This window comes from Arthrobacter sp. U41 (genome assembly GCF_001750145.1).
Lineage (GTDB): Bacteria > Actinomycetota > Actinomycetes > Actinomycetales > Micrococcaceae > Arthrobacter.
On the sequence record NZ_CP015732.1, the window covers coordinates 1,566,792 to 1,589,608 of the forward strand.

Sequence of the window (22,817 nt, forward strand, 5' to 3'; positions counted from 1 at the left end):
AAGCAACGCGGGGTCACCTAGCGCACATGATCCCCACTGACATGGGCGTTACGTGACCCCGCGTTGCTTCAACTGCCCGCGCGGCGGTCGCCGGACCGGTTTTCGGCCCCGCCGTCGCCGGCGCGCTCCGTGGCATCCGCGAGGCCGTCCATCTGGTGGTCCAGCGGATGGGCAAGTTCGTCCGCAGGCATCCGAGCCGCGACTGAGGCGATAACGGCCATCACCGGGCACACCGAACCGGCGACCAGGAAGATCAGCCACACCGGCAGCACCTCGGCGGCGGGACCGGCGAGGGCCATGGAGACCGGCATCAGGGCCAGCGAGACGAAGAAATCCAGGCTCGAGACGCGGCCCAGCAGGTGCGGAGGCACCCGACGCTGCAGCAGGGTGCCCCAGATGACCATGCCGACGCCGCCGGTGGCACCGAAGATGAACAGCGCCGCGGCCACCGCCCAGAACTCGTCCATGATCCCGACGGCGGCGAGCGGCAGGCTGCCCGCACCCCAGGACACCATCATCACGGTCAGGTAGCGGCGGGGGAGCGGGAACGAGGCCGTGGCCAGGGAGGCCGCGGCGCCCCCGACGCCCATGATCGCAAGCAGGAAACCAAACATTCGCGAGTCGCCGCCGAGCTGGTCACGGACCACGAACGGCAGGAGCACCTCAATGGGGCCGATCAGGAACAGTACCGAGATGCAGGCCCACAGCAGGGTCCACAGCAGCCAGGGTGTGCGGACCGTGTAGCTGACCCCCTCGCGGAGATCGTGCAGCAGGGACGTCCGCGCGCCTTCGCCCGGACCCGGACCGGCGCTGCCCTCCGGGTGCTGACCGCCTGCCGCAACCGCCCCCGGCCGGGGCTGTCGGCGGAGCAGGTTGAGGATGGAGAAAGCCAGCAGGTGGCAGGCGGCCACCCCGGCCACAGCGTGCGCGGGGGAGAGCGCGGCGACCAGGACGCCCGCGACGGCCGGGCCGGCGGCCTGCTGCAGGACGGGCCTCATGGTCCCTTCCATCCCGTTGGCCGCCAGCAGGTCCTCCGGCGGCAGGATCCTGGGCAGAATGGCGGAGTAGGCGGGGAAGAAAAACGCGGCCCCGACTCCGAGCACAAACGCCCCGAACGCGAGGTGCCAGAGCTGCAGCCAGCCAAGGATGGCGAGCCCGCTGATGCTGGCGATGACGGCCAGGTTGGCACCCTCCACCGCGATGATCAGGAGCCGCTGCGGGAACCGGTCCGCCGCGATGCCGCCCGCGAGCACAAATGCGACAAGGCCCACGCTGCCCGCGGCCGCCACGAGGGAGAGCTCCAGCGGGCCCCCGCCCAGGTGGATCACCTCGTAGACCATCGCCACGGCCCACATCCCGGAGCCGAAAATGGAGATGGACAGGGCCGCAATCAGCACACGGTATTCCCGGTGCGCAAACGGACGGAGGGCCCTCGGTGAGCGCATGGCTCCAGTCTAGGTGCCCGGTGCAGGCCCCTGCAGAGGGATCGCTGCACCCGATACTCCGCCACCCGGAGAGCTGTGGCCTAGTGTTAAGGCTTGCACCGCAGCAGTTCAGGTTCAGACGAGAGGCGATGATGGCCAAGCGAAGCAACCCGGCAATGAAGATGGCCCAGAAATCAGCACACAACGCGATGTTCGACGCCGAGGGCAAGCCCAAGCCCGGCGTCCACAACGTGCTCCTGCGGGCCGTTGAAGTCCAGCGCCCGCTGGTGCTGGCCAACCTCCGCAGGCTCCAGCGGCGGCATCCGCACGCGACGGCGGCGCAGCTCGCCGCGATGCTGGAACGGGACTACCTCCTGGCCGTCACCGGCGGCGGCGCGCTCGTGGGCGGGGCCGCCGTGATCCCCGGTGTCGGGACCGTCGCCGCGCTCGGCCTCTCGGCCGCCGCCACCGTGGGCTTCCTCGAAGCCACCGCACTCTTCTCCACCTCCCTCGCGGAACTCCACGGCGTGCGGATGGTGGACCCCGAGCGGGCCAGCACCCTGGTCATGGCGATCATGCTCGGCGAGGAGGGCACCGCATTGCTGAGCTCGCTGAGCGGCCAGGCCGCGGGGCAGGGCAAGGGCCCCACGCAGGCCTGGGGCTCGCTCTTCGCCCGCCGGGCTCCGCTGGCCGGCTTCGGTTCGGTGCGCGAACGGATCCAGTCGATGTTCCTCCGGACCCTGCTGAAGAAGCAGGGCACGGCCCTGCTGGGACGGGCTCTGCCGTTTGGCATCGGCGCCGTTGTGGGCGGGGTGGGCAACCGGATGATGGGCCGCGCCGTCATCGCGAACGCCAAGGAAGCGTTCGGCCCGATGCCGCTCGTTATTCCCGGCGAACTGGGGGACCTGGCGAAAGCCGAGGCCCCGGCAGCGGTGCAGGGCCGGGACGCCAAGGACACCAAGGACGCCAAGGACACCACGGACACCGCGGGCAATACGGACACCGGGGACACCGGGAACAACACGGCGCAAAAAGGCGGCAACTTTTGGATCTGAACGCTGACCTGGGGGAGTCCTTCGGGACCTGGACCATGGGCGATGACGCCGCGATGTTCCCGCTGGTGACCAGCGCCAGCGTGGCCTGCGGGCTGCACGCCGGCGACCCCGTGACCATGCTGGACACCTGCCGCACCGCCTTCGAGCTCGACGTCCGGGTTGGCGCCCATCTCGGCTACCCGGACCTCGCCGGGTTCGGCCTCCGCGCCATGGACATCACCTTCGATGACCTCTTCGGCGCCGTGCTGTACCAGCTCGGCGCCCTGGATGGTGTGGCGCACGCCGTCGGTGCGTCGGTGGACTACATCAAGCTGCACGGGGCGCTCTACGACCGGACGGTGCGCGACGCCGAGCAGGCCTCCGCCGTCGTCGCCGCCATCCAGGCCTACGATCCCGGACTCCCCGTCCTGGGCTTCCCGGGCTCCGCCCTGCTCGGCATCGCCAAGGAGGCCGGCCACCCGGTCTTTGCCGAGGCTTTCGCGGACCGCGCCTACCTGCCGGACGGCACCCTCGTGCCGCGCTCCCAGGACGGCGCCCAGCTGCACGACGTCGGCCAAATCACCGAACGCGCCGTGCGCCTCGCGACCCTCGGCGAAGTCGGGGCCGTGGACGGCACCGTGCTCCGGATCGAACCGCACTCGCTGTGCATCCACGGCGACACTCCCGGCTCCATCGCCACGGCCACCGCCATCCGCGCGGCCCTGGAAAGCGCCGGCGTGGAACTGGAGAGCTTCGCCTGACCCCGGCTGAAGGGCGCCGGCAGGAAGGACACCGCGGGTGAATCCCGGCTTAACGGCACCTGGCCAGTGCCGTAGGGCCCTATCGAGGCCGGAGTGCGGCCCATAGCTTGAGGGCATGACTGCCGGAGGCCCCGCGGGGTTAGATGGACCCGCCTCGGATGCAATGTTGAAGCTGGGCCGATTTTTCACGAAATGGGACCAGACCGCCGACGGCAGGGCGGTATTCCGGGAAGGCGGCCGCAAGGGCGACATCTTCTACCGGGACCGGTGGAGCCACGACAAAGTGGTCCGGTCCACCCACGGGGTGAACTGCACCGGTTCCTGCTCCTGGAAGGTGTACGTCAAGGACGGCATCATCACCTGGGAATCCCAGCAGACCGACTACCCCTCAGTGGGCCCGGACAGCCCGGAATACGAGCCCCGTGGCTGCCCCCGCGGGGCGGCCTTTTCCTGGTACACCTATTCACCCACCCGGGTCCGCTTCCCCTACGCCCGGGGTGTCCTGGTCGAGATGTACCGCGAGGCCAAGGACCGGCTGGGCGACCCGGTGCTGGCCTTTGCCGACGTCGTGGGGGACCCGGAACGGCGGCGCCGCTACCAGCAGGCCCGCGGCAAGGGCGGGCTGGTCCGGGTGTCCTGGCAGGAAGCGATCGAGATCGCGGCCGCCGCCCACGTTAACACGATCAAGAACTACGGGCCGGACCGCTGCGCCGGCTTCTCGCCGATCCCCGCGATGTCGATGGTTTCGCACGCGGTCGGGACGCGCTTCATCCAGCTGATCGGCGGGGTGATGACCTCGTTCTACGACTGGTACGCGGACCTTCCCGTGGCCAGCCCGCAGGTCTTCGGGGACCAGACCGACGTCCCGGAATCCGGTGACTGGTGGGACGCGGGCTACCTCATGATGTGGGGCTCCAACGTCCCCGTCACCCGGACCCCGGACGCGCACTGGATGGCCGAAGTGCGGTACCGCGGCACCAAGGTGGTCACCGTCAGCCCGGACTATGCGGACAACACGAAGTTCGCCGACGAGTGGCTTCCCGCGCAGGCCGGCACCGACGCCGCGCTGGCCATGGCGATGGGCCACGTCATGCTCAAGGAATTCTTCGTCGAGCGTGAGGTCCCGTTCTTCACCGACTACGTCCGGCAGTATACCGACCTGCCGTTCCTGGTCCGGCTGGAACGGCGCGACGACGGCACCCTCACCCCGTCCAAGTTCCTCACCGCCAGGGACATCCCGGCCGAGTCCCTGGCCGAGGACGCGGCGTTCCGCACCGTGCTGTTCGACAAGAAGTCCGGACGCCCCGCCGTTCCCAACGGCTCCATGGGGTTCCGCTACGCCGGCAGCGGCGAGGGCAAATGGAACCTGGACCTCGAGGGGATCGAACCGGCGCTGTCGCTGCGTGAGGTCTCCGGCGAGAACGCCGAAATCCTGCTGCCCTGCTTCGAGCAGGCCGACGGCAGCGGCAGCGTGCTCCGCCGCGGGGTGCCCGTCATCGAGGTCGAGGGCCAGCTGGTCACGACCGTGTTCGACCTCATGCTGGCCCAGTACGGTGTCGGCCGCGAAGGGCTCCCGGGGGACTGGGCCGCCGGTTATGAGGACGCCGCGACGCCCTATACCCCGGCCTGGCAGGAGGAGATCACGTCCGTCCCCGCGCAGGCCTGCATCCGGGTGGCGCGGGAGTTCGCCCGGAACGCCGAGCAGTCCAAGGGCCGCTCGATGATCATCATGGGCGCCGGGATCTGCCAGTGGTTTCACGGCGACACCACCTACCGGGCCGTGCTGGCGCTGGTGATGCTGACCGGCTGCATGGGCCGCAACGGCGGCGGCTGGGCCCACTACGTGGGGCAGGAAAAGACCCGGCCGGTCACCGGCTGGCTGTCGCTGGCCAACGCCCTGGACTGGTCCCGCCCGCCGCGGACCATGATCGGCACCGGCTACTGGTACATGCACACCGACCAGTGGCGCCAGGACGGGTACTCCGCGGATGCGCTGAAATCGCCGCTGTCCACCGGAGCCCTGGACGGCATGCACACCGCGGACGCGCTGGCCCAGTCCGCCCGGCTCGGCTGGATGCCGTTCTACCCGCAGTTCGACCGCAACCCGCTGGACCTCGCGGACGAGGCGGAGGCCGCCGTCGCCGCCGGGACCGCGCAGGACACCCCCAGCTACATCGCGGACGCGCTCAAGAACCGCACCCTGAACCCGGCGATCGAGGACGTGGACGCCCCGGAGAACTGGCCGCGGACCCTCGTGCTGTGGCGCTCCAACCTGTTCGGCTCCTCCGCGAAGGGCAACGAGTACTTCCTGAGGAACCTGCTCGGCACCCACAACAACGTCCTGGGCAAGGACCACGCCGAAGGGCTCAAACCCCGGGACGTGAAATGGCACGAGCAGGCGCCGGAAGGAAAACTGGACCTGCTGGTCTCCGCTGATTTCCGGATGACCTCCACCACGCTGCTCTCCGACGTCGTGTTCCCGGCCGCCACCTGGTACGAGAAGCATGACCTGTCCTCCACCGACATGCACCCGTTTGTGCACGCCTTCACGCCCGCGATCGACCCGCCCTGGGAGACCAAAACGGACTTTGACATGTTCCAGCTGCTGGCCCAGGAGTTCTCCCGGCAGGCCAGAACCCACCTGGGCGTGCGCCGGGACCTCGTCAGCGTGCCGCTGCAGCACGACACCCCCGGCCAGCTCGCCCAGCCCGGCGGGATCGTCCGGGACTGGCGGGAGACGTCCATCCCGGCGGTGCCCGGGCAGAACATGCCCATCTTTTCCGTGGTGGAGCGGGACTACACGGCCATCGCGGACAAGCTGGCCGCCGTCGGGCCGCTGGCCGACAAGCTGGGCTTCACGGTCAAAAACGTCACCTACAAACTCGCCGGCCCGTTGGACCGGCTCAGCCGCTCCAACGGCGTGATGCTCGGCGGCGCCGCGGACGGCCGCCCGGCGATCGACACCGACGCGAAAATGGCCGAGGCCATCCTGGCGTTCTCCGGCACCACCAACGGCGCGCTGTCCGTGCAGGGCTTCAAGGACCTGGAACTCCGCACCGGCCGGAAACTGGCCGACCTCTCCGAGGGTTCCGAGGAAAAGTTCATCACCTTCGCCCAGACCCAGGCCGGGCCGGTCCCGGTAATCACCTCGCCGGAATGGTCCGGTTCCGAAACGGGCGGCCGGCGCTACGCCCCGTTCACCATCAACGTGGAAAGGCTCAAGCCGTTCCACACCCTGACCGGAAGGATGCACTTCTTCCTGGACCACGACTGGATGATCGACATCGGCGAGGCGCTGCCGATCTACCGGCCGCCGCTGGACATGCACCGGCTCTTCGGCGAGCCCAAACTCGGCGGGAACGGGCAACTGGAGGTGGTGGTCCGGTATCTGACCCCGCACTCCAAATGGTCGATCCACTCCGAATACCAGGACAACCTGCTGATGCTCTCGCTCTCCCGCGGCGGGCCGACGGTCTGGATGAGTCCCGCCGACGCGGAGTCCATCCAGGTCAAGGACAACGACTGGGTGGAGTGCCTGAACATCAACGGTGTCCTGGTGTCCCGGGCGATCGTCAGCCACCGGATGCCGGCCGGTGTGGTCTACGTCCACCACGCACAGGAACGCACCATCGACGTGCCGAAGTCCGAGGCGACCGGACGGCGCGGCGGCATCCACAACTCCGTCACCCGGCTCCTGGTCAAACCCTCGCACCTGATCGGCGGCTACGCCCAGCAGGCCTACGCGTTCAACTACCTCGGGCCCACCGGAAACCAGCGCGACATGGTTGCCACCGTCCGCCGTCGCTCCCAGGAGGTGCAGTACTGATGCGTGTTATGGCTCAAATGGGCATGGTCATGAACCTGGACAAATGCATCGGCTGCCACACCTGCTCCGTGACCTGCAAGCAGGCCTGGACCAACCGTGCGGGCACCGAGTACGTCTGGTTCAACAACGTCGAAACCCGCCCCGGTCAGGGCTACCCGCGCCGCTACGAGGACCAGGACAAGTGGCGGGGCGGCTGGGTGCTGAACAAGCGCGGCAAGCTGGTGCTCAAGGCCGGCGGCCGGGTGAAGAAGCTGTTCGGGATCTTCGCCAGCCCGGTCCAGCCCGAGCTCAAGGACTACTACGAGCCCTGGACCTACGACTACAAAACGCTCGTCGACGCGCCCCTGGGCGACGATTTCCCGGTAGCCCGGCCCAAGTCCCTGATCACCGGGGAGGACACCAAAATCACGTGGTCCGCGAACTGGGACGACGACCTTGGCGGTTCCACCGAGTACGGCCACCTGGACCCGATCGTGGAGAAGGTCCGGCGGGAATCCGAGGACAAGATCAAGTTCGCCTACGAGCAGACCTTCATGTTCTACCTGCCGCGGATCTGCGAGCACTGCCTGAACCCGTCCTGCATGGCCTCCTGCCCCTCCGGCGCGATCTACAAACGGGTGGAGGACGGGATCGTGCTGGTGGACCAGGACAAATGCCGGGGCTGGCGGCAGTGCGTCACCGGCTGCCCGTACAAAAAGATCTACTTCAACCACAAGACGGGGAAGGCCGAGAAGTGCACCTTCTGCTACCCGCGGGTCGAGGTGGGACTGCCGACGGTCTGCTCGGAGACCTGCGTGGGCCGGCTCCGGTACCTGGGGCTGTTCCTGTACGACGCCGACGCCGTCACCGAGGCGGCGTCCGTCACTGACCCCCAGGAGCTCTACGACGCCCAGATGGACGTGCTGCTGGACCCGAACGATCCCGCCGTCCAGGCCGAAGCCAGGGCCCAGGGCATCCCGGAGGACTGGATCGACGCCGCCCGGCGCTCGCCGGTCTACGCCCTGGCCAAGGTCTACAAGGTGGCCCTGCCGCTGCACCCGGAATACCGGACGATGCCGATGGTCTGGTACGTGCCGCCGCTGTCCCCGGTGGTGGACCTGCTGCGGGACCAGGGGCACGACGGCGAGGACGCCGGCAACCTCTTCGGTGCCATCGACGCGCTGCGCATCCCGGTGGAGTACCTCGCGGAACTCTTCACCGCCGGCGACGCGGACCGGGTCACCGCGGTCCTGAAAAAGCTCGCGGCGATGCGCTCCTTCATGCGCGGCATCAGCATGGGCAACGACCCCGACGAATCCATCCCCGAAGCCGTGGGCATGGACGGGCAGACCATGTACGAGATGTACCGGCTGATGGCGATAGCCAAGTACGAGGAGCGGTACGTCATTCCGAAGGCCCACGTGGAACAGGCCCATGACCTGGAGGAAATGGGCTGCTCGCTGGACTTCGAGGGCGGGCCGGGCATGCAGGATTCCTCCCCCTTCGGCGAGGCCAGCGGCAGGCCCGTTCCGGTGGCGGTGGAAACCTTCAACGCCCTGCGGGACCGGCAGACCTCCGGCTCGGCCCCCGGTGAAGCGACCCTCCGGGGGCGGGTGAACCTGCTGAACTGGGACGGCACGGGGGCACCGCCGGGTCTGTTCCCGGAAAAGGCGCTCGTTCCGGAGGAGCCGCCCGCACCCGTTCCAGGCACACCGGCGTCCCCCGGCACACCGGGGGAACGGCCGTGAGCCGGCGCCAGCAGGTGATGTACCTCGCGGCGGCCTGGTGCCTGTCCTACCCGGATGAGGAACTGATCGGCCGGGTGCCGCTCATGCGGGCCGCGCTGGGCGAGTTCCCCGGCGCCGTCGCGGACTTCCAGGAGGTGCTGGAGTCACTGGAATCCACACCGCCGATTGAGAGCCAGGCCCGTTACGTGCGCGAGTTCGATCTCGGAAAGCGCCACGCCCTGCACCTGTCCTACTGGACGGACGGGGACACCCGGCGCCGCGGTGAAGTCCTCGGCAACTTCAAAACGACGTACCGGCAGAGCGACATTCTGGTGGACACCCACGGGGAACTGCCGGACTACCTGCCGATGGTCCTGGAGTACGCCGCCCTGGTGGACCTCGCTGCCGGCCGCGGGCTGCTGACCCGTTTCCGGGCGAGCCTGGAGATGCTCCGCTTCGGGCTGCTGCGGGATGAGCTTCCGCACGCCCGGATCCTGCAGGCAATCTGCGACACCCTGCCCGGGAAGTCGCCGGCGGACGAGCAGGCCGTGATGCGGATGGCCGGCTACGGTCCGCCCGCCGAAGCGGTCGGCCTGGACCCTTACGATTCGCGCCTGCTGCCAGTGAAGGGGGCCTGACCATGCCGGTGTCCGAAACCGAGCCCGGATCCGCCGTCGAAATCTCCGCCCTGGACATCGTGCTCTGGGGCGTCCTGCCCTACGTGATGGTCGTGGTGCTCGTGGGCGGCCTGGTCTGGCGCTACAAATACGACCAGTTCGGCTGGACCACCAGGTCCTCCCAGCTCTACGAATCCCGGCTGCTGCGGATCGCCTCACCCCTGTTCCACTTTGGCCTGCTCGCCGTGATCGCGGGCCACTTCTTCGGCCTGGTCATCCCGATGGCCTGGACCCAGGCGGTGGGCATGAGCCAGGACTTTTACCACTTCAACGCCCTGTTTGTGGGCGGAATCGCGGGGGTGGGGACCCTGGGCGGGATCCTCCTGCTGATCTACCGCCGCCGCACCACCGGGCCGGTTTTTATGGCGACCACCAAAAATGACAAGACGATGTACGTGGTGCTGACCGCCGCCATTGTGTTCGGCCTGTGGACCACCCTGGCCAGTGTCTTCGAAGGCGAGCACGGGCACAATTACCGCGAGACCGTGGCCCCGTGGTTCCGCTCCCTGTTCATCTTCCAGCCGGACCTGGCGGCCATGGCGGCCGCACCGTTCTCCTTCCACCTGCACACCCTCGTGGGCATGGCGCTGTTCTTGATCTGGCCCTTCACCCGGCTGGTCCATGCCTTCACGGCCCCGTTCCACTATCTGTTCCGTCCCTACATCGTCTACCGCTCCCGTGACCGGGACAGGGACGGCAGCAAAGCCGGCGCCGCGTCCGCGCGGAACTCCACCGTCGCCGCCCGCCGCGGCTGGTCCGCCGTCGGAACCCGCGACCGGGACACCCGGAACCGCTGACCCGACCCAAAAACTGACCCGGCAATCGACTGAAAAACTGACCGAACTGAGAGGAACCCCAGTGGCCGGATCCGCGCCCCTTCCTTCGGCCGTCCCCGCGGGGCGGACGCTCAACCTGGTGCTCGCCACCTCCGCGTCGGTGGTCGGGTTCTGGGCCTGGAACTCGGTGGCGACCCTCGGAGCCTTCTATACCCAGAACCTCCAGCTGAACCCGGCCGCCACCGGCGTGCTCGTGGCCATGCCGGTGTTCGTCGGTTCGCTGGGCCGGATCGTTGTCGGCGCCCTGACGGACCGTCACGGCGGCCGCGTGATGTTCACCTTTGTGCTGCTGGCCTCGATCCTGCCGATCCTGCTCGTGGCCGTCGGCGGCACCCTCAGCTCCTTCGCCCTGGTGCTCGGCGCCGGGCTGCTGCTGGGCGTCGCCGGAACGGTTTTCGCCGTCGGGATCCCTTTCGTCAGCGCCTGGTACGAGCCGTCCCGGCGCGGCTTCGCCACCGGCGTCTTCGGCGCCGGGATGGGCGGCACGGCGCTGGCCGCGTTCCTGAACCCGCGCCTGGTCGCCGCAATCGGCTACTTCCCCACACATCTGCTGATCGCCGCAATCCTCGCCGTGATGGCGGCGCTGGTGTGGTTCCGGATGAAGGAGGCCCCGGGCTGGACCGGCAACAGCCTCCCCGTGCTCCCGAAGCTGCTTGACGCCGCGAAGACCCCCGTCACCTGGAAGATGTGCTTCCTCTACGCCGTGGTCTTCGGCGGTTTCGTCTCCTTCGCCACCTACCTGCCCACCTACCTCCGCGACGTCTACAGCTTCGACCCGAGCGGCGCCGGGGCGCGCACCGCAGGATTCGCACTGGCGGCCGTGCTGGCACGGCCGGTGGGCGGTGTGCTCGCGGACAGGTTCGGGCCCAAGCCCGTGGTGCTCACCTCACTGGCAGGCGTCGCGGTCCTCGCCTGGGTGGTGAACCTGCAGCCCGACGGCGAGGTCCCCGCCGGCCTGACGTTTGTCGCCATGGCGGCGGCACTGGGCCTCGGGACCGGCGGGGTTTTCGCCTGGGTCGGGGTGCTCGCCCCGCCGGGAAAAGTCGGCAGCATCAGCGGAGTGGTGAGCGCCGCCGGAGGCCTGGGCGGGTACTTCCCGCCGCTGATCATGGGAGCCACGTACGACGCCGCGACGCGCAGCTACTCGATCGGGCTGCTGCTGCTGGTGGTCACCGCACTTGCTGCGCTGGCCTTCACGATCTTCGCAGTGCCGGGCCGGACGAAGGCGAAAGTCGCGGCCGCCTAGCCGGCGCTGCGGCGCGCTGTCAGCCGAAGGCCAGATGCGCCACGCTAAAGATCGCGAGCCCGGCGAGGGCGCCCACCACGGTGCCGTTGATCCGGATGAACTGCAGGTCCTTGCCGATCTGGAGTTCGATCTTCTGCGAGGTTTCCTCGGCGTCCCAGCGGGCCACGGTATCGGTGATCACGCCCGCGATGTCCGAGCGGTAGGTCCTGACAAGGTACCCGGCGGCGTCGCCGATCCACTGGTTCACCTTGCCGGCCAGTTCGGGGTCAACCACCAGCCGGGTGCCGAAGTCATGGACGGCAGCCTTGAACCGGACGGTCAGTTCGCTGTGCGGATCGTCGACGGCGGAGAGCAGCGCGGCCTTGATGGTGCCCCAGGTGCGGGAGGCAAGCTCACGGATCTCCGGATCGCCGAGGACCTGGGCCTTGATGCCTTCAGCTCGGGCGATCATCACCGGATCATGCTGCAGGTCCTGGGCAAGGTCCTTGAGGTACTTATCGATGGAGAGCCGGACCTGGTGCCGCGGATCGGACTGCACGGCGCGGGTGAATTTCAGGATCTCCACATAGACCTTGTCGCCCACGAGCCCGTCCACGAACGACGGCACCCACGTCGGGGAACGGTCGGTGACAAGCCGGTTGACCGTGTCCTGGTTGTCCCGCACCCAGTCCACGGTGCGGTCCACGAGCACGTCCACCAGCGCGTGGTGGTGGCCGTCCTCGAAGATGCGCTGGGCGACCCGCCCCACCGGCGGCCCCCACGGCGGGGTGAGCAGATGCCGGCGGACCATGCCCTCGATCACGGCCTGGACGTCGTCGTCGTTCAGTACCGTAAAGGCGCCGCGGATGACGGCGGCGCCTTCCTTGGCGACACGCTCGGCACCGCCGGGACCGGAGAGCCACGCGCCCGCCTTGCGGGCAATGTCAACAGAGGCCAGTTTTTCCTGGACGACCTGCTCCGAGAGGAAGTTCGTCTCCACGAATTCTCCCAGCGAGGCGCCGATCTGGTCCTTGCGCTGGGGAATGATGGCGGTGTGGGGGATCTTGAGGCCCATCGGATACTTGAACAGGGCCGTCACGGCGAACCAGTCGGCGAGGGCGCCGACCATGCCGCCCTCGGCCGCGGCCCGGACGTATTCGAGCCACGGATACTGCTTCTGCAGGGCGAAGGCGACCACAAAGATGATGGCCATCAGGATCAGCAGCGCAAGCGCCAGCAGCTTCATCTTCCGCAGCGCGGACGCCTTCTCGGCGTCGCCGGCGGTCACGGTCTGGCGGCGGCCGGGACGCCCGGCCGCGGCAGCTCCGGCGCCGCCGGGGCCTTCAGAACGGGTACTTGGCTCAGTATTCACGTGCATGTGCCCAGCCTAGTCCCGCTTTCGCAGCGGCTGTCGGCTAACGTGTCAGCATGACGACTGACGAGTCCGCCGCAGCCCGTCCGCTGGTCTACGCCCACCGCGGTTCAAGCGAGACTTTCGCCGAGCACACCCGGGCCGCCTACCTGCAGGCAATCGCCGACGGCGCCGACGGCGTGGAGTGCGACGTCCACCTCACCCGGGACCAGCACGCGGTGCTGCTGCACGACGCCAACCTGGACCGCACCTCGGACGGCACCGGCCCGGTGGCGGACCGGACCCTGGAGGAGCTCCGGCAGCTGGACTTCTCCTCCTGGAAGGGCGTCCGGATTCCGGACGCGTACGGCGCCAGGTCCACCCAGCTGCTGACCCTCCCGGAGCTGCTGGCCCTGCTGCGGACCGCAGGCCGGGAGATCGGGCTGGCGATTGAGCTCAAACACCCCAGCCCCTTCCAGCTCAGGCTGGAGGACCGGGTGCTGGCGGTCCTCAGCGCCGCAGGCTGGGATTCTGCGACGTCCCGGCTCGGCAACATCACGGTGTCGTTCATGAGCTTCAGCCCGGACTCGGTGAAGCACCTGCTGAAATCAGTCCCGGCGTCCGCCGTCTGCCAGCTCGTCGATGACGTCAACGTCGAGGAGATCCGCGAGGAACTCGGCCTGGGTGCACTCACCGGCGGGGCGCTCGCGAACGTGATGAAGGCCGCGCGAACCGAAGCCGAGCGGATTCTGGATGACTGCGAGACCGGGCTGGCCGGGCCGGGCATCGACTACGTCCGCGAGCATTCCCGGACCATCCGGCGCTGGCTCCACTCCGGCCGGCGCTTCAGGGTATGGACCGTGGACTCGGAAAACGACGTCGCACTCTGCCAGCAGCTCGGGATCCACGAGATCACCACGAACCGGCCCGCACAGGTCCTCGCCCAGCTGTCGGCAGGGTCCCGGAGTCTCCGCTAAGCCCGCACCTTCACGGCATTAGGCTGCGAGATCGCGGCGCCGCCAACCGGCGTAGCCCAGTGCCGCGAGAGCTGCCGCGGCCACGATGAGGCCCGCCAGCGCCGGCACTGCGTCGGAGTCCACCGGGAGCAGCGGGGAGTGCCGGAACGGCGAGAGATCCATGAGCCATTCCGGGGCATTCCAGAGCACCCCGAATTCGCCCAGGGCGACCAGGCCCAGCAGGAGTCCCCAGACCGCCCCGGCCAGCCGGGGCGCCCAGCCAAACACCGCCAGCGCGGCACCGGTTACTACCCACGCGGCAGGCACCTGGGCCAGGGCGGCCACGGTGCTGCGGCCCACCAGCGCGGCGTCGCCAACGGCGAAGGCGGCGCCGGCGCCGATCGAAACCCCCGCCACCAGGAGCAGCGCAGCGACCGCGGCCAGCGCAAACGCGAAGTGGCTGCTGGCCCAGCGGATGCGGGTGGCAGCCGTGCCCAGCAGGGCTTCGGTGTGGCCCGCGGCCTCCTCGCTGCGCAGATGGTTGGCCGAGGAGACCCCATAGGCAGCAGCCAGCAACCCCATGATACTAATCTCCGCGGCCAGGAACGCGTCCGTCAGGGCCTCCCGGCCGCCCAGCACCTTGATCAGGTCCTGGGCGGTCGGTGAACTCAGCAGCTCTCCCACGTTGCTGACCAGGGACCCGATGACGACGCCGAAAATGAGGAATGCCACGGCCCAGGCCAGCAGCACGCGATACTGCAGGCGCACCGCCAGGTCCCAGACGCCGGAGAGCGAACCGACGGCGGGCCCCGGGCGCTCGGTACGCAGCCCGGTGCCAAGGTCGCGCCTGGCACGGAGCGCAAAAGCGGCCGGGACCAGGACCAGACACAGGCTGACCGGCAACACCAGCACCCACCAGCGGTCCCCGGCGAACGCCCGGATCTGCTGGTTCCACCCGATGGGCGACAGCCAGGAGAGCACCGACGGCCCCGGTTCGGCCAGGTCCCCGACTGCCCGCAGCGCGTACGTGACGGCGACGACGCCGATGCTGAGCCCGGTGGCGGCCCGGGCGCTGGCGGTCACCTGCGCCGCCAGCCCCGCCACGGCACTGAACGCCATTCCGGTGGCGGCCCAGCCCAGACCAAAAGCGAGGGAACCGGCCGCCGGCAACCCGCCGGCAGCCAACGCGGCCGCCGAGAGCAGTCCGAGTACCACATTGGCGCCGAGGCTGATCGAGAGCGCGGCCGCCAGCGGGGCGTCGCGGCCCAATCTGCCGCCGCCGAGCAACTCCAAACGTCCGGTCTCCTCATCGCTGCGGGTGTGCCGGATGACGAGAATGACCATCAGGACGGCGAGGATGGCGGTCATAAAAGCGGTGTACTTGATCAGCGAGAGCGCCCCGATGGAGGCGGGATCGTAGATCCGTCCGAAGAGCGCGACCATCGAGGCGGTCGCGTTCACGGCGGTGGAGGCCTCGATGCGGCTCGCCACGTCCGGGTAGAGCTCCGCTCCGGCCAGGGCCGTCGAATAGGCGATCAGGGCGAAGCCGGCGATCCAGACCGGCAGCAGCCAGCGGTCCCGCCGCAGCCCGAGCCTGATCAGGGCACCCGTTCCGGCCAGGGTCTCAGGCATCGCCGGCCCGTCGCCCGCCCGGCCCGGGGGAGCCCGTCCGGCCCGGCGACGCGCCGACGGCCGCGGCCGGAACCCCGGCGGTGATGTCACCGTAGTGCCGCAGGAACAGATCCTCCAGCGTCGGCGGCTGGCTCGTAAGGGCCGTCAGCCCCGCCGTCGTCAGCGCCTGCATCAGGTGGTTCAGTCCGGCAGGCTCGACCTGGGCAGTGACCCGGTGGTTGGTGATGACGACGTCGTGGACGCCGGGCAGGAGGTCCAGCCCCGGCGGCACGGTTGCGACGTCGGCCGTGACCGAGGTGCGGGTCAGGTGCCGCAGCTGCTCCAGGGGGCCGGTCTCCACCACCCTTCCGGAGCGGATGATGCTGACCCGGTCGGAGAGCGCCTCGGCTTCGCTGAGGATATGGCTGCTGAGCACAACGCTGCGGCCCTGCGCGCGCAGTTCGCGGACGCAGCCGCGGAACGCGTCCTCCATCAGCGGGTCCAGCCCGCTCGTCGGCTCGTCCAGCAGGAACAGCTCGGCGTCGGTGGCCAGGGCGGCAACGAGGGCCACTTTCTGCCGGTTTCCTTTCGAGTAGGTGCGCGCCTTCTTCGTGGGATCCAGCTCGAACAGTTCCAGCAGACGGTCACGCCGGGCGCGGTCCTGGCCGCCCTGAAGACGGCCCAGCAGCTCGATCACTTCGCCGCCGGTCAGGTTCGGCCAGAGGGCCACGTCCCCGGGCACATAGGCCAGCCGGCGGTGCAGGGTCGCCACGTCGCGCCACGGGTCCAGCCCAAGCACCCTGATGGAACCGGCATTGGAGCGCAAAAGGCCCAGCAGGAGGCGCAGGGTGGTGGACTTGCCGGATCCGTTGGGGCCGAGGAAGCCGTGCACCTCGCCGGCAGCGACCTCGAAATCGAGTCCGTCCAGGGCTGTCACGGCCCCGAACCGCTTTACGACACCGGTCATTTCCACGACGCTGCTCATAGTCAACAAGGTACGCCGGATTAACGGGCGCGGACCCCTGCGGAAAGTCCTGTTTCTTCGCCGCCGGGCGCGGTTAGCGGCGCGTCCATGGCTGTGATTGAGTTGTTCCATGCCATCTCGCTGGTCCCGCCGGGACACCCAGATGCTCTCTGCCGTGGCGATGAGCGCACTGCTGCTGGCCAGTGCCGCGAAGCACTTCAACGATCCCGGGTTCTTCGGGCCGGTCGTTCCGGATTTCCTCTGCCGCGACGACACCGGCGAACAGTCCAACAGCCCCGTCGCCGTGCTGTCCCGGGACGAATGGGTGGCGCTCAGCGGTCTGCTGGAGGCGGGTGCCGCCGTCGGACTCCTGATTCCGGCGACCCGCCGCGCCGCCGCCGGCGGTGTCGCGGCCATGTTCACCCTCTTCCTCGCCGGTCACGTCGCCGCCCTCCGCAAGGCCTACGGCCCGGACGGCACGCCCGGCCAGCGCCGCGCACACACCCTGCGGCTGCCGCTGCAGGCGCCGCTCATTGCCTGGGCCTGGAGCCTGAGGAACGCGGTTCCCAGGACGCCTCACCCGCGGAAACCGGTCCGCCAATGAATCTCCTGCAGTCCCCGGCCGTGCGCGTCGGGCTGTCCATCAGCATCGCCACCGGCCTCTATGGCGTCTCCTTCGGCGCACTGTCCGTCACCTCGGGACTCGACTTCTGGCAAACCATGGCTCTGAGCCTGCTGCTGTTCAGCGGCGGCTCGCAGTTCGCCTTCATCGGGGTGGTGGCCGGTGGCGGCTCCGGCGTCGCCGCGATGGGGGCAGCCACCCTGCTTGGCATGCGCAACGGTATCTACGGGATGCAGGTCAACGCGCTGCTGCAGCCCCGGGGCTGGCTGCGGTTCGCCGCCGCCCACGTCACCATCGACGAGTCCACCGCCACGGGCACCGGACAGGCGGACCCGCTCGAGCAAAAGCGCGGCTTCTGGACCGCGGGGCTGGGCATCTTCGTCCTCTGGAACCTGTTCACCGCCGTGGGTGCGTTGGCCGGAGGGGCCATGGGGGATCCCAAGCAGTGGGGCCTGGACGGTGCCGCCGTGGCGGCGTTCCTGGGCCTGCTCTGGCCACGGCTCAAGGGCCGCGAACCTGTGGCGATCGCCGTCGTCTGCGCTCTGGCCACCGTGCTCGCCGTACCTTTGGTGCCCGCCGGCGTGCCGATCCTGGTGGCCGCGGTCGTTGCGGCAGTAATTGGCTGGTTCAGCCATGGCCGCAGCGATGAAGGGCTGGAACCGGACGTGGATCCTTACGCCGAACACCCGCATGCGCGTCCCGGCGGGAGTGCCGCATGACGCTGTGGATGTGGCTGCTGCTCTCCTGCCTGTTGGCGTACGCCTGGAAACTGCTGGGCTACCTGGTCCCGGCCAGCGTGCTCCGCGATCCCCGGATGTCCCGGATCGCCGGGACCATGACCATCGGCCTGCTGGCGTCCCTGACGATCGTGAACACCGTGGCCTCCGGACAGACGCTGGCACTGGACGCACGCCTGGGGGCACTGGCCGCGGCCGGCCTCGCCCTGGTGTTCCGGGCACCCTTCCTCGTGGTCGTCCTCGCCGGAGCCGGCGCGGCAGCCGGGCTCAGGCTGCTGGGCTGGGGCTAGCGGTCCCGGCCGTGCCGGTCCAAAACGGTCTTTAGTCCCTACTTGCCGGCGAGGCCCCGTGGGAGCATTCGGGTATGAGCGACACTGACGATCCGGATACTCCTGCGCCCGGCAAAGGCCACCACTCCAAGCCGCACGAACCGTTCGTTCCGCCGGGAGCAGAGTCCACCCGCGAGCTGCGCGAGATGGCCCGGCGCCGTCGGGAGGCTGAGGAAAAACTGCAGCACCACCTGCAGGAGGCCAAAGAGAAACCGGCGGAAGACGACTGAGCTTCTAGCGCGGCGCTCCGAGGCCCGCGAGCCTGAGGACGAGCCGCAGCCCGTCCGGCGTTCCCGGCCAGTTCCGGCTCAGGGCCTCTTCGCCCGCCCGCGCAATCACGGCGCGCAACACGAGAGCCACAATGATCACATCGTCCGCGTAGCCAATCACGGGCACAAAATCCGGCACAAGGTCGACCGGTGAGAGCAGGTAGGCCAGCAGCAGGGCAAGCCGAATCCGCACCCCGGCGCCCAGCGTCTTGTCAGCGAGCAGCCGGCGCAGAAGTCTGAGCAGGTCCGGCAACAGCCGCAACGCGTCCTTCATCGTCACCGTTTCCGGGTGCCTGCGCGCATAGCCCCACAGCAGGAGCAGCAGCACGATGTAGACCAGCAGCAGGCCGCCGACTGCGCCTGCCACAGCTTCCCAGGGCACTGGTCCTAGCCGAGCACGGCGTCGTAGGCGGTGCCCGGCAACGGGGCCTGCGGCGGCAGCGGCCGGTGCGGGCGCTCCGTTCGGATGGCGTCCTCGACGAGGGCGACCGGGCGGCGCCAGGCATCCGAACCTGCCTCCATCGTGTCCACGACGCCGATCAGCATGGCAAGCAAACGGATCAGGTCCGTCATCGAAATGTCGCTGCGCAGGGTTCCCTGGCCCTGCCCGCGGCCGAGGAGCACTGCCACGGATTCAATCAGATCGCCGGTGATGCCGGTGAGCAGTCCGCGCCGGCCGGCGACGGCTCCCAGCAGGTTGGCCTCTTCGCTGGCCACCCCCATGAGCGCGTCAATGACACGGAAGAGACCGTCGGCGGCGTCCGGTCCGGCGAGGGCCTCCTCGATGACGGGGTTGACCAGCAGGCCGAGCTGCCGGTGCAGGGTCGCGAGGACGAGTTCTTCCTTGTCGGCGAAGTTCCTGAAGAGGGTGGCCGGGCCAACCCCGGCGGTAGCGGCGATGGTCTGAAGCGGGACCTCGGGGCCGTGTTCGCGGAAGCACTGGCGGGCGGCGGTGATGATCTTGTCCACATTCCGCGCGGCATCGGCGCGGAGCGGCCTTCGGTCTGCTACCCGGTTCATTTGCCTAGGTTAGCAACGCACGGCTGGGGCAGGGAGATTACTCCCGGGTATTGATTTATGTGACGGATCCGGTAGCCTGCCCCGGGCCATGGCCGAGCCCGGGAACCGGTCATTCCGGGGCTCCATCGCCACTGTCAGGCCGACGGAACACGTGAAAGACTGGTGCCATGTTGCTAGCATTCTCCGTCGCACCCTCAGGCCGTCCCGCGCGTACGGCCCCGCATTCCTCCGCCGGTTCCGCAGCCGTCCCAACCGACGAGGCGTCGGTCCACGACGCTGTCGCCGAAGCGGTGCGGATCGTCCGGGAGTCCGGCCTGCCGAACCACACCGACTCGATGTTCACCACGATCGAGGGGGAGTGGGACGAAGTCTTCGACGTCGTGAAGCGCGCCACCGAGGCCGTGGGCCGCTACGGCAGCAGGGTCTCCCTCGTCATCAAGGCGGATATCCGGCCCGGCTTTACGGGCGAACTCAGCGGAAAAATGGAACGCCTGGAAGGGGCCCTTCGCGACTAGGGCCAGGCTCCTGGCTCCTGGAGCCAGATCGTGATTGCGCGGGACGACTCCGCCGCTGCGGGTGGCGGAGCTGCGACATTGCCAGAACGCGTCATTGCTTGAAGATGCCGAACCGTCCGACGACGTCTCGTCGCTTGAACCTTTCCTTCACCAACCGCAGCGGGAGCGGCCCCAAACGCGGTCAGGCGCCGGGTCAGGAGGCTTTCCGGAGGGGGTCGTTGAGGGTCTCTGGCCAGTTCGGGGCTGCCGTGTCCGCGGTGGGGGACGGCTGCCCGGCCGTGGACAGGTACCAGTCGGGGAGGGGGTCCGCGGGCAGTTCCTGTTCCTGTTCTGGATTCGGGCCGGGGTCCGGGGGCAGGCCCGTGTCGAAGTCCAGGTCGACGTCCGGGTCCACGCCCGGTGGCGAATCCATGCCCGTGCCTGTGTCCAGGTCCATGCCCGTGGCCGTGCCTGTGTCTGATTCTGATCCCGAATCCGGCCAGTCGTCCGGCCAGTGGGGTGGTTCCCAGTCCTGCTGTTCGCTGGGGTAGTTTCGCCCAGAGGGGGAGGTCCAGCCGGGCGGGGCGGTTTTGCTGGCCCCGGCCGGTGTCCAGGCTGAGTTGTGTTTGAGCTTGTGGTGTTTGCGGCAGGGCTGTCCGAGGTTGGTGATCCCGGTGGTGCCTCCGTCGGCCCAGGCCAGGAGGTGGTCCGCTTCGTTGTCTAGGGAGTGGTTGTTGCACCCCGGGAACGGGCATCTACCGTCACGGAGCATCAGCCAGTGCCGCTGGGCTTTGGTGAGGCGGTAGCTGGTGCGGCCGATTTCCAGCGGCGCCCCGTCGCGGGGGTCGATCAGGACCCGGTGGAAGGACCCGGCGCCGTCGGTGATCAGGCGGCGGGCCATCGAGGGCGGGATCGGCCCGTATCCGTCCAGCATCGCCGGTTCCTGTCCGGCGCCGAGCAGGGACAGGACCGGGACGGTGATCAGGACCTGCGCCCGCGGCGACGGCACACCCCCGCCCACCGCATCTCCGCACACCGCACCCTCCCCACCAGCGCCGGTGGTGCCATTGTTACTGGTGGCGCCGGTGGTGAGGAGCCAGGTGGCGGCGATGTCGGCGCGGAGCTGGGTGAGGGTGCGTTCCTCGTCCGGGCCCTGCAGGGCGCGGGCGGCGGCGGTGGTCCGTTCCCAGATCCCCGCGGCGGTGTCGGCCGGAAGGTAGGCGGAGAACCAGGCCATCCCGTCAGTGTCCGGGCGGAACTCGACCCGCCGGTCCGCGGCGCACCTGGCATGGCGCTGTTCGATGCTCTCCCGGTGGTGGCGTTCACGCCACGTGCGGGCCTTGGCCCGGAACCTGCCCGGGACCAGCTCCCCGGCCGGGCACCCCCGGGCCGGGTTCGGGGCGGCCGGGTCCAGGAAGTGCGCCTCCAGCGCCGCCGCCCCGGCCGGGTCCAGGCTGGTCGTTTCGTCCACCATGATCCGGGCGTGCGCCCAGGAAATCGTGCCCGCCGTCAGCGCCGCGAGGGTCAGCGGCAACGTCTTCGTCAGCGCCAGGCAGTCGCCCAGGAACGCCCCCGCGGTCTGCTCGCTCACCGTCAGGGCACACGCGATCTCCGCCGTCACCGCCATCTCCTGGCCCATGTTGTCGTGCAGCGCCACCGCCGGTGGCGCCAGAGCGTCGGCGGCCTGCAGATAGGTCGCTGCCAGCCGCACCTTCAACGCAGCGGCGCGCGCCTCCCACCGCGCCATGACGGTCAGGCCATCCAGGCAATCATCCGCCAAATCCCGCAACGGATCCTCCCACAACGGATCGACCCCTGACGAACCCGTCAGAACAGCACCTGACGGACCAGTCTGAACAGCACCCGGCGGACCCGTCTGATCAGCACCCGGCGGACCAGCCGGATCAGCGTCAGCGCCGGCCGCGGTGACGGAATCCAGCGCCGCAGTCAACGCCGCAACAGCCGCCAGCGCCGCCCTGCCCTCCGCACACCAGTCAGTGCTTTCCATAAACCCAGATTCTCAGATGGCACCGACAATAATGACGAATGACGAAGCCGGCCGAGGCCATCCCCAACCGGCGCCTGGCCTGGCGCATGACCGGACGCCCCGCCCTGCGCCCTACCTCCGGCGGCCTACCGCCACGCCCGGTCAGCTGGGACACTGAGTCATGATCGAGCATCAGCCCACTGCCCGCTGGATTGCCGTCGAGGACTTCCTGTCCGAGGTCGTGGTCCGCCCGGACAACACCCTGAAACGCGCCGTCACCACCGCCCTCGAGGCGGGCATGCCGCCCATCGAGGTCGCCCCCACCGCCGGCAAGCTGCTCAAGCTGCTGGTCCAACTCTCCGGCGCCCGCCGCGTGCTGGAGATCGGGACGCTGGCCGGCTTCAGCACCATTTGGATGGCCCAGGGGCTGCCCGACGGCGGCCGGCTGATCACGTGCGAATACCTCCCCAAACACGCAGACGTGGCCCGCGCCAACGTCGACTTCGCCGGGCTGGGCCACGTCGTGGAGATCCGGGTCGGTGCGGCACTTGAGACGCTGCAGGAACTTGCCGACGAGGGCGCCGAACCCTTCGATTTCGTCTTCATCGACGCGGACAAGGAAAACAATCCCCACTACCTCGACTGGGCCATCCGCCTGGGCAGGCCAGGCACCGCGGTGGTGATGGACAACGTGGTCTGGGAAGGCTCAGTGCTGGAACCCGCCCTGGACCCCGTCAACGCCCCGGGCATCATCAGCGCCCTGCAAATGCTCGGCGACAACCCACGACTGGACGGCACCGTGATCCAGACCGTGGGCTCCAAGGGGTGGGACGGATTCGCGCTGGCCCGCGTGGTGTAGCAAACCGCGCGCCCCGCGCCGGGAGCGGCTGCCACCGGAATCCCGAAGTGCTAAGTGTGCTTAGATTTACTGAGCGACCAAAAATTACCGGGCAGTAGCCCGCCGGCAGGCATGGACGCCGATAGCATC

General features: G+C 69.1%; 21 protein-coding genes. 14 read left to right on the plus strand and 7 right to left on the minus strand.

Going from position 1 to position 22,817, the window contains the following annotated elements; translation table 11 throughout:
* Positions 1-68: 68 nt before the first annotated feature.
* The gene (locus tag ASPU41_RS07310; protein WP_069950363.1) at positions 69-1,445 is read right to left on the minus strand and encodes an MFS transporter; all 1,377 of its coding nucleotides are present in this window, start codon (positions 1,443-1,445) and stop codon (positions 69-71) included.
* Positions 1,446-1,576: 131 nt separating this feature from the next.
* Here ASPU41_RS07310 and ASPU41_RS07315 point away from each other — a divergent pair, with 131 nt between their 5' ends.
* From ASPU41_RS07315 to ASPU41_RS07345, 7 genes are all read left to right on the plus strand, one after another.
* The gene (locus ASPU41_RS07315; RefSeq protein WP_069952543.1) at positions 1,577-2,479 is read left to right on the plus strand and encodes a hypothetical protein; all 903 of its coding nucleotides are present in this window, start codon (positions 1,577-1,579) and stop codon (positions 2,477-2,479) included.
* Positions 2,470-3,219 carry a LamB/YcsF family protein gene (locus ASPU41_RS07320; protein ID WP_069950364.1) on the plus strand — a complete coding sequence of 250 codons (750 nt, stop codon included), beginning with the start codon at positions 2,470-2,472 and terminating at the stop codon, positions 3,217-3,219. Before ASPU41_RS07315 ends, ASPU41_RS07320 begins: the two co-directional genes overlap by 10 nt.
* Before the next feature lie 115 nt (positions 3,220-3,334).
* The gene (locus ASPU41_RS07325) at positions 3,335-7,045 is read left to right on the plus strand and encodes a nitrate reductase subunit alpha (protein WP_069950365.1); all 3,711 of its coding nucleotides are present in this window, start codon (positions 3,335-3,337) and stop codon (positions 7,043-7,045) included.
* A complete protein-coding gene (gene narH, locus ASPU41_RS07330) occupies positions 7,045-8,772 on the plus strand; it encodes a nitrate reductase subunit beta (RefSeq protein WP_069950366.1) in 1,728 nt (575 codons plus the stop codon). The genes ASPU41_RS07325 and narH overlap by 1 nt, the downstream gene beginning before the upstream one ends.
* The gene (gene narJ / locus ASPU41_RS07335) at positions 8,769-9,389 is read left to right on the plus strand and encodes a nitrate reductase molybdenum cofactor assembly chaperone (RefSeq protein ID WP_069950367.1); all 621 of its coding nucleotides are present in this window, start codon (positions 8,769-8,771) and stop codon (positions 9,387-9,389) included. Before narH ends, narJ begins: the two co-directional genes overlap by 4 nt.
* Before the next feature lie 2 nt (positions 9,390-9,391).
* A complete protein-coding gene (gene narI, locus ASPU41_RS07340) occupies positions 9,392-10,225 on the plus strand; it encodes a respiratory nitrate reductase subunit gamma (protein WP_069950368.1) in 834 nt (277 codons plus the stop codon).
* A gap of 61 nt (positions 10,226-10,286) precedes the next feature.
* Positions 10,287-11,510: an MFS transporter gene (locus ASPU41_RS07345; protein ID WP_069950369.1), complete on the plus strand. Its 1,224-nt coding sequence runs from the start codon at positions 10,287-10,289 to the stop codon at positions 11,508-11,510.
* A 19-nt stretch (positions 11,511-11,529) separates the two neighbouring features.
* Here the strand turns inward: ASPU41_RS07345 and ASPU41_RS07350 are convergent, their stop codons facing one another.
* On the minus strand, positions 11,530-12,867 hold the full coding sequence (locus ASPU41_RS07350) for a DUF445 domain-containing protein (RefSeq protein WP_069950370.1): 1,338 nt from the start codon (positions 12,865-12,867) through the stop codon (positions 11,530-11,532).
* A gap of 50 nt (positions 12,868-12,917) precedes the next feature.
* Here ASPU41_RS07350 and ASPU41_RS07355 point away from each other — a divergent pair, with 50 nt between their 5' ends.
* Positions 12,918-13,817 (plus strand): glycerophosphodiester phosphodiesterase, encoded by a 900-nt coding sequence (locus ASPU41_RS07355; protein WP_069950371.1) that lies wholly within the window; start codon positions 12,918-12,920, stop codon positions 13,815-13,817.
* A gap of 18 nt (positions 13,818-13,835) precedes the next feature.
* Here the strand turns inward: ASPU41_RS07355 and ASPU41_RS07360 are convergent, their stop codons facing one another.
* Both ASPU41_RS07360 and ASPU41_RS07365 read right to left on the minus strand, forming a co-directional pair.
* The gene (locus ASPU41_RS07360; RefSeq protein WP_069950372.1) at positions 13,836-15,428 is read right to left on the minus strand and encodes an ABC transporter permease; all 1,593 of its coding nucleotides are present in this window, start codon (positions 15,426-15,428) and stop codon (positions 13,836-13,838) included.
* Positions 15,421-16,392, minus strand: coding sequence for an ABC transporter ATP-binding protein (locus tag ASPU41_RS07365; RefSeq protein ID WP_069950373.1), 972 nt, complete (start codon positions 16,390-16,392; stop codon positions 15,421-15,423). The genes ASPU41_RS07360 and ASPU41_RS07365 overlap by 8 nt, the downstream gene beginning before the upstream one ends.
* Before the next feature lie 109 nt (positions 16,393-16,501).
* On the opposite strand from ASPU41_RS07365, the gene ASPU41_RS07370 reads away from it, so the two are divergent.
* From ASPU41_RS07370 to ASPU41_RS07385, 4 genes are all read left to right on the plus strand, one after another.
* Positions 16,502-16,975: a DoxX family protein gene (locus ASPU41_RS07370; protein WP_069950374.1), complete on the plus strand. Its 474-nt coding sequence runs from the start codon at positions 16,502-16,504 to the stop codon at positions 16,973-16,975.
* Positions 16,972-17,712 (plus strand): AzlC family ABC transporter permease, encoded by a 741-nt coding sequence (locus tag ASPU41_RS07375; protein WP_069950375.1) that lies wholly within the window; start codon positions 16,972-16,974, stop codon positions 17,710-17,712. Before ASPU41_RS07370 ends, ASPU41_RS07375 begins: the two co-directional genes overlap by 4 nt.
* A complete protein-coding gene (locus tag ASPU41_RS07380) occupies positions 17,709-18,020 on the plus strand; it encodes an AzlD domain-containing protein (protein ID WP_069950376.1) in 312 nt (103 codons plus the stop codon). Before ASPU41_RS07375 ends, ASPU41_RS07380 begins: the two co-directional genes overlap by 4 nt.
* Before the next feature lie 74 nt (positions 18,021-18,094).
* Positions 18,095-18,289, plus strand: a complete 195-nt coding sequence (locus ASPU41_RS07385; RefSeq protein ID WP_069950377.1) for a hypothetical protein — start codon at positions 18,095-18,097, stop codon at positions 18,287-18,289.
* A 4-nt stretch (positions 18,290-18,293) separates the two neighbouring features.
* Here the strand turns inward: ASPU41_RS07385 and ASPU41_RS07390 are convergent, their stop codons facing one another.
* Positions 18,294-18,695 carry a YkvA family protein gene (locus ASPU41_RS07390; protein ID WP_331712773.1) on the minus strand — a complete coding sequence of 134 codons (402 nt, stop codon included), beginning with the start codon at positions 18,693-18,695 and terminating at the stop codon, positions 18,294-18,296.
* 20 nt (positions 18,696-18,715) lie between these two features.
* Complete coding sequence (locus tag ASPU41_RS07395; RefSeq protein ID WP_069950379.1) at positions 18,716-19,348, minus strand: TetR/AcrR family transcriptional regulator; 633 nt, start codon at positions 19,346-19,348, stop codon at positions 18,716-18,718.
* A gap of 167 nt (positions 19,349-19,515) precedes the next feature.
* On the opposite strand from ASPU41_RS07395, the gene ASPU41_RS07400 reads away from it, so the two are divergent.
* A complete protein-coding gene (locus tag ASPU41_RS07400; protein WP_069950380.1) occupies positions 19,516-19,863 on the plus strand; it encodes a thiamine-binding protein in 348 nt (115 codons plus the stop codon).
* A gap of 193 nt (positions 19,864-20,056) precedes the next feature.
* On the opposite strand, the gene ASPU41_RS07405 is transcribed toward ASPU41_RS07400, so the two are convergent.
* The gene (locus tag ASPU41_RS07405) at positions 20,057-21,850 is read right to left on the minus strand and encodes an HNH endonuclease signature motif containing protein (RefSeq protein ID WP_083266404.1); all 1,794 of its coding nucleotides are present in this window, start codon (positions 21,848-21,850) and stop codon (positions 20,057-20,059) included.
* A gap of 160 nt (positions 21,851-22,010) precedes the next feature.
* On the opposite strand from ASPU41_RS07405, the gene ASPU41_RS07410 reads away from it, so the two are divergent.
* Positions 22,011-22,688, plus strand: coding sequence for an O-methyltransferase (locus tag ASPU41_RS07410; RefSeq protein ID WP_069950382.1), 678 nt, complete (start codon positions 22,011-22,013; stop codon positions 22,686-22,688).
* The last annotated feature ends 129 nt before the right edge of the window (positions 22,689-22,817 follow it).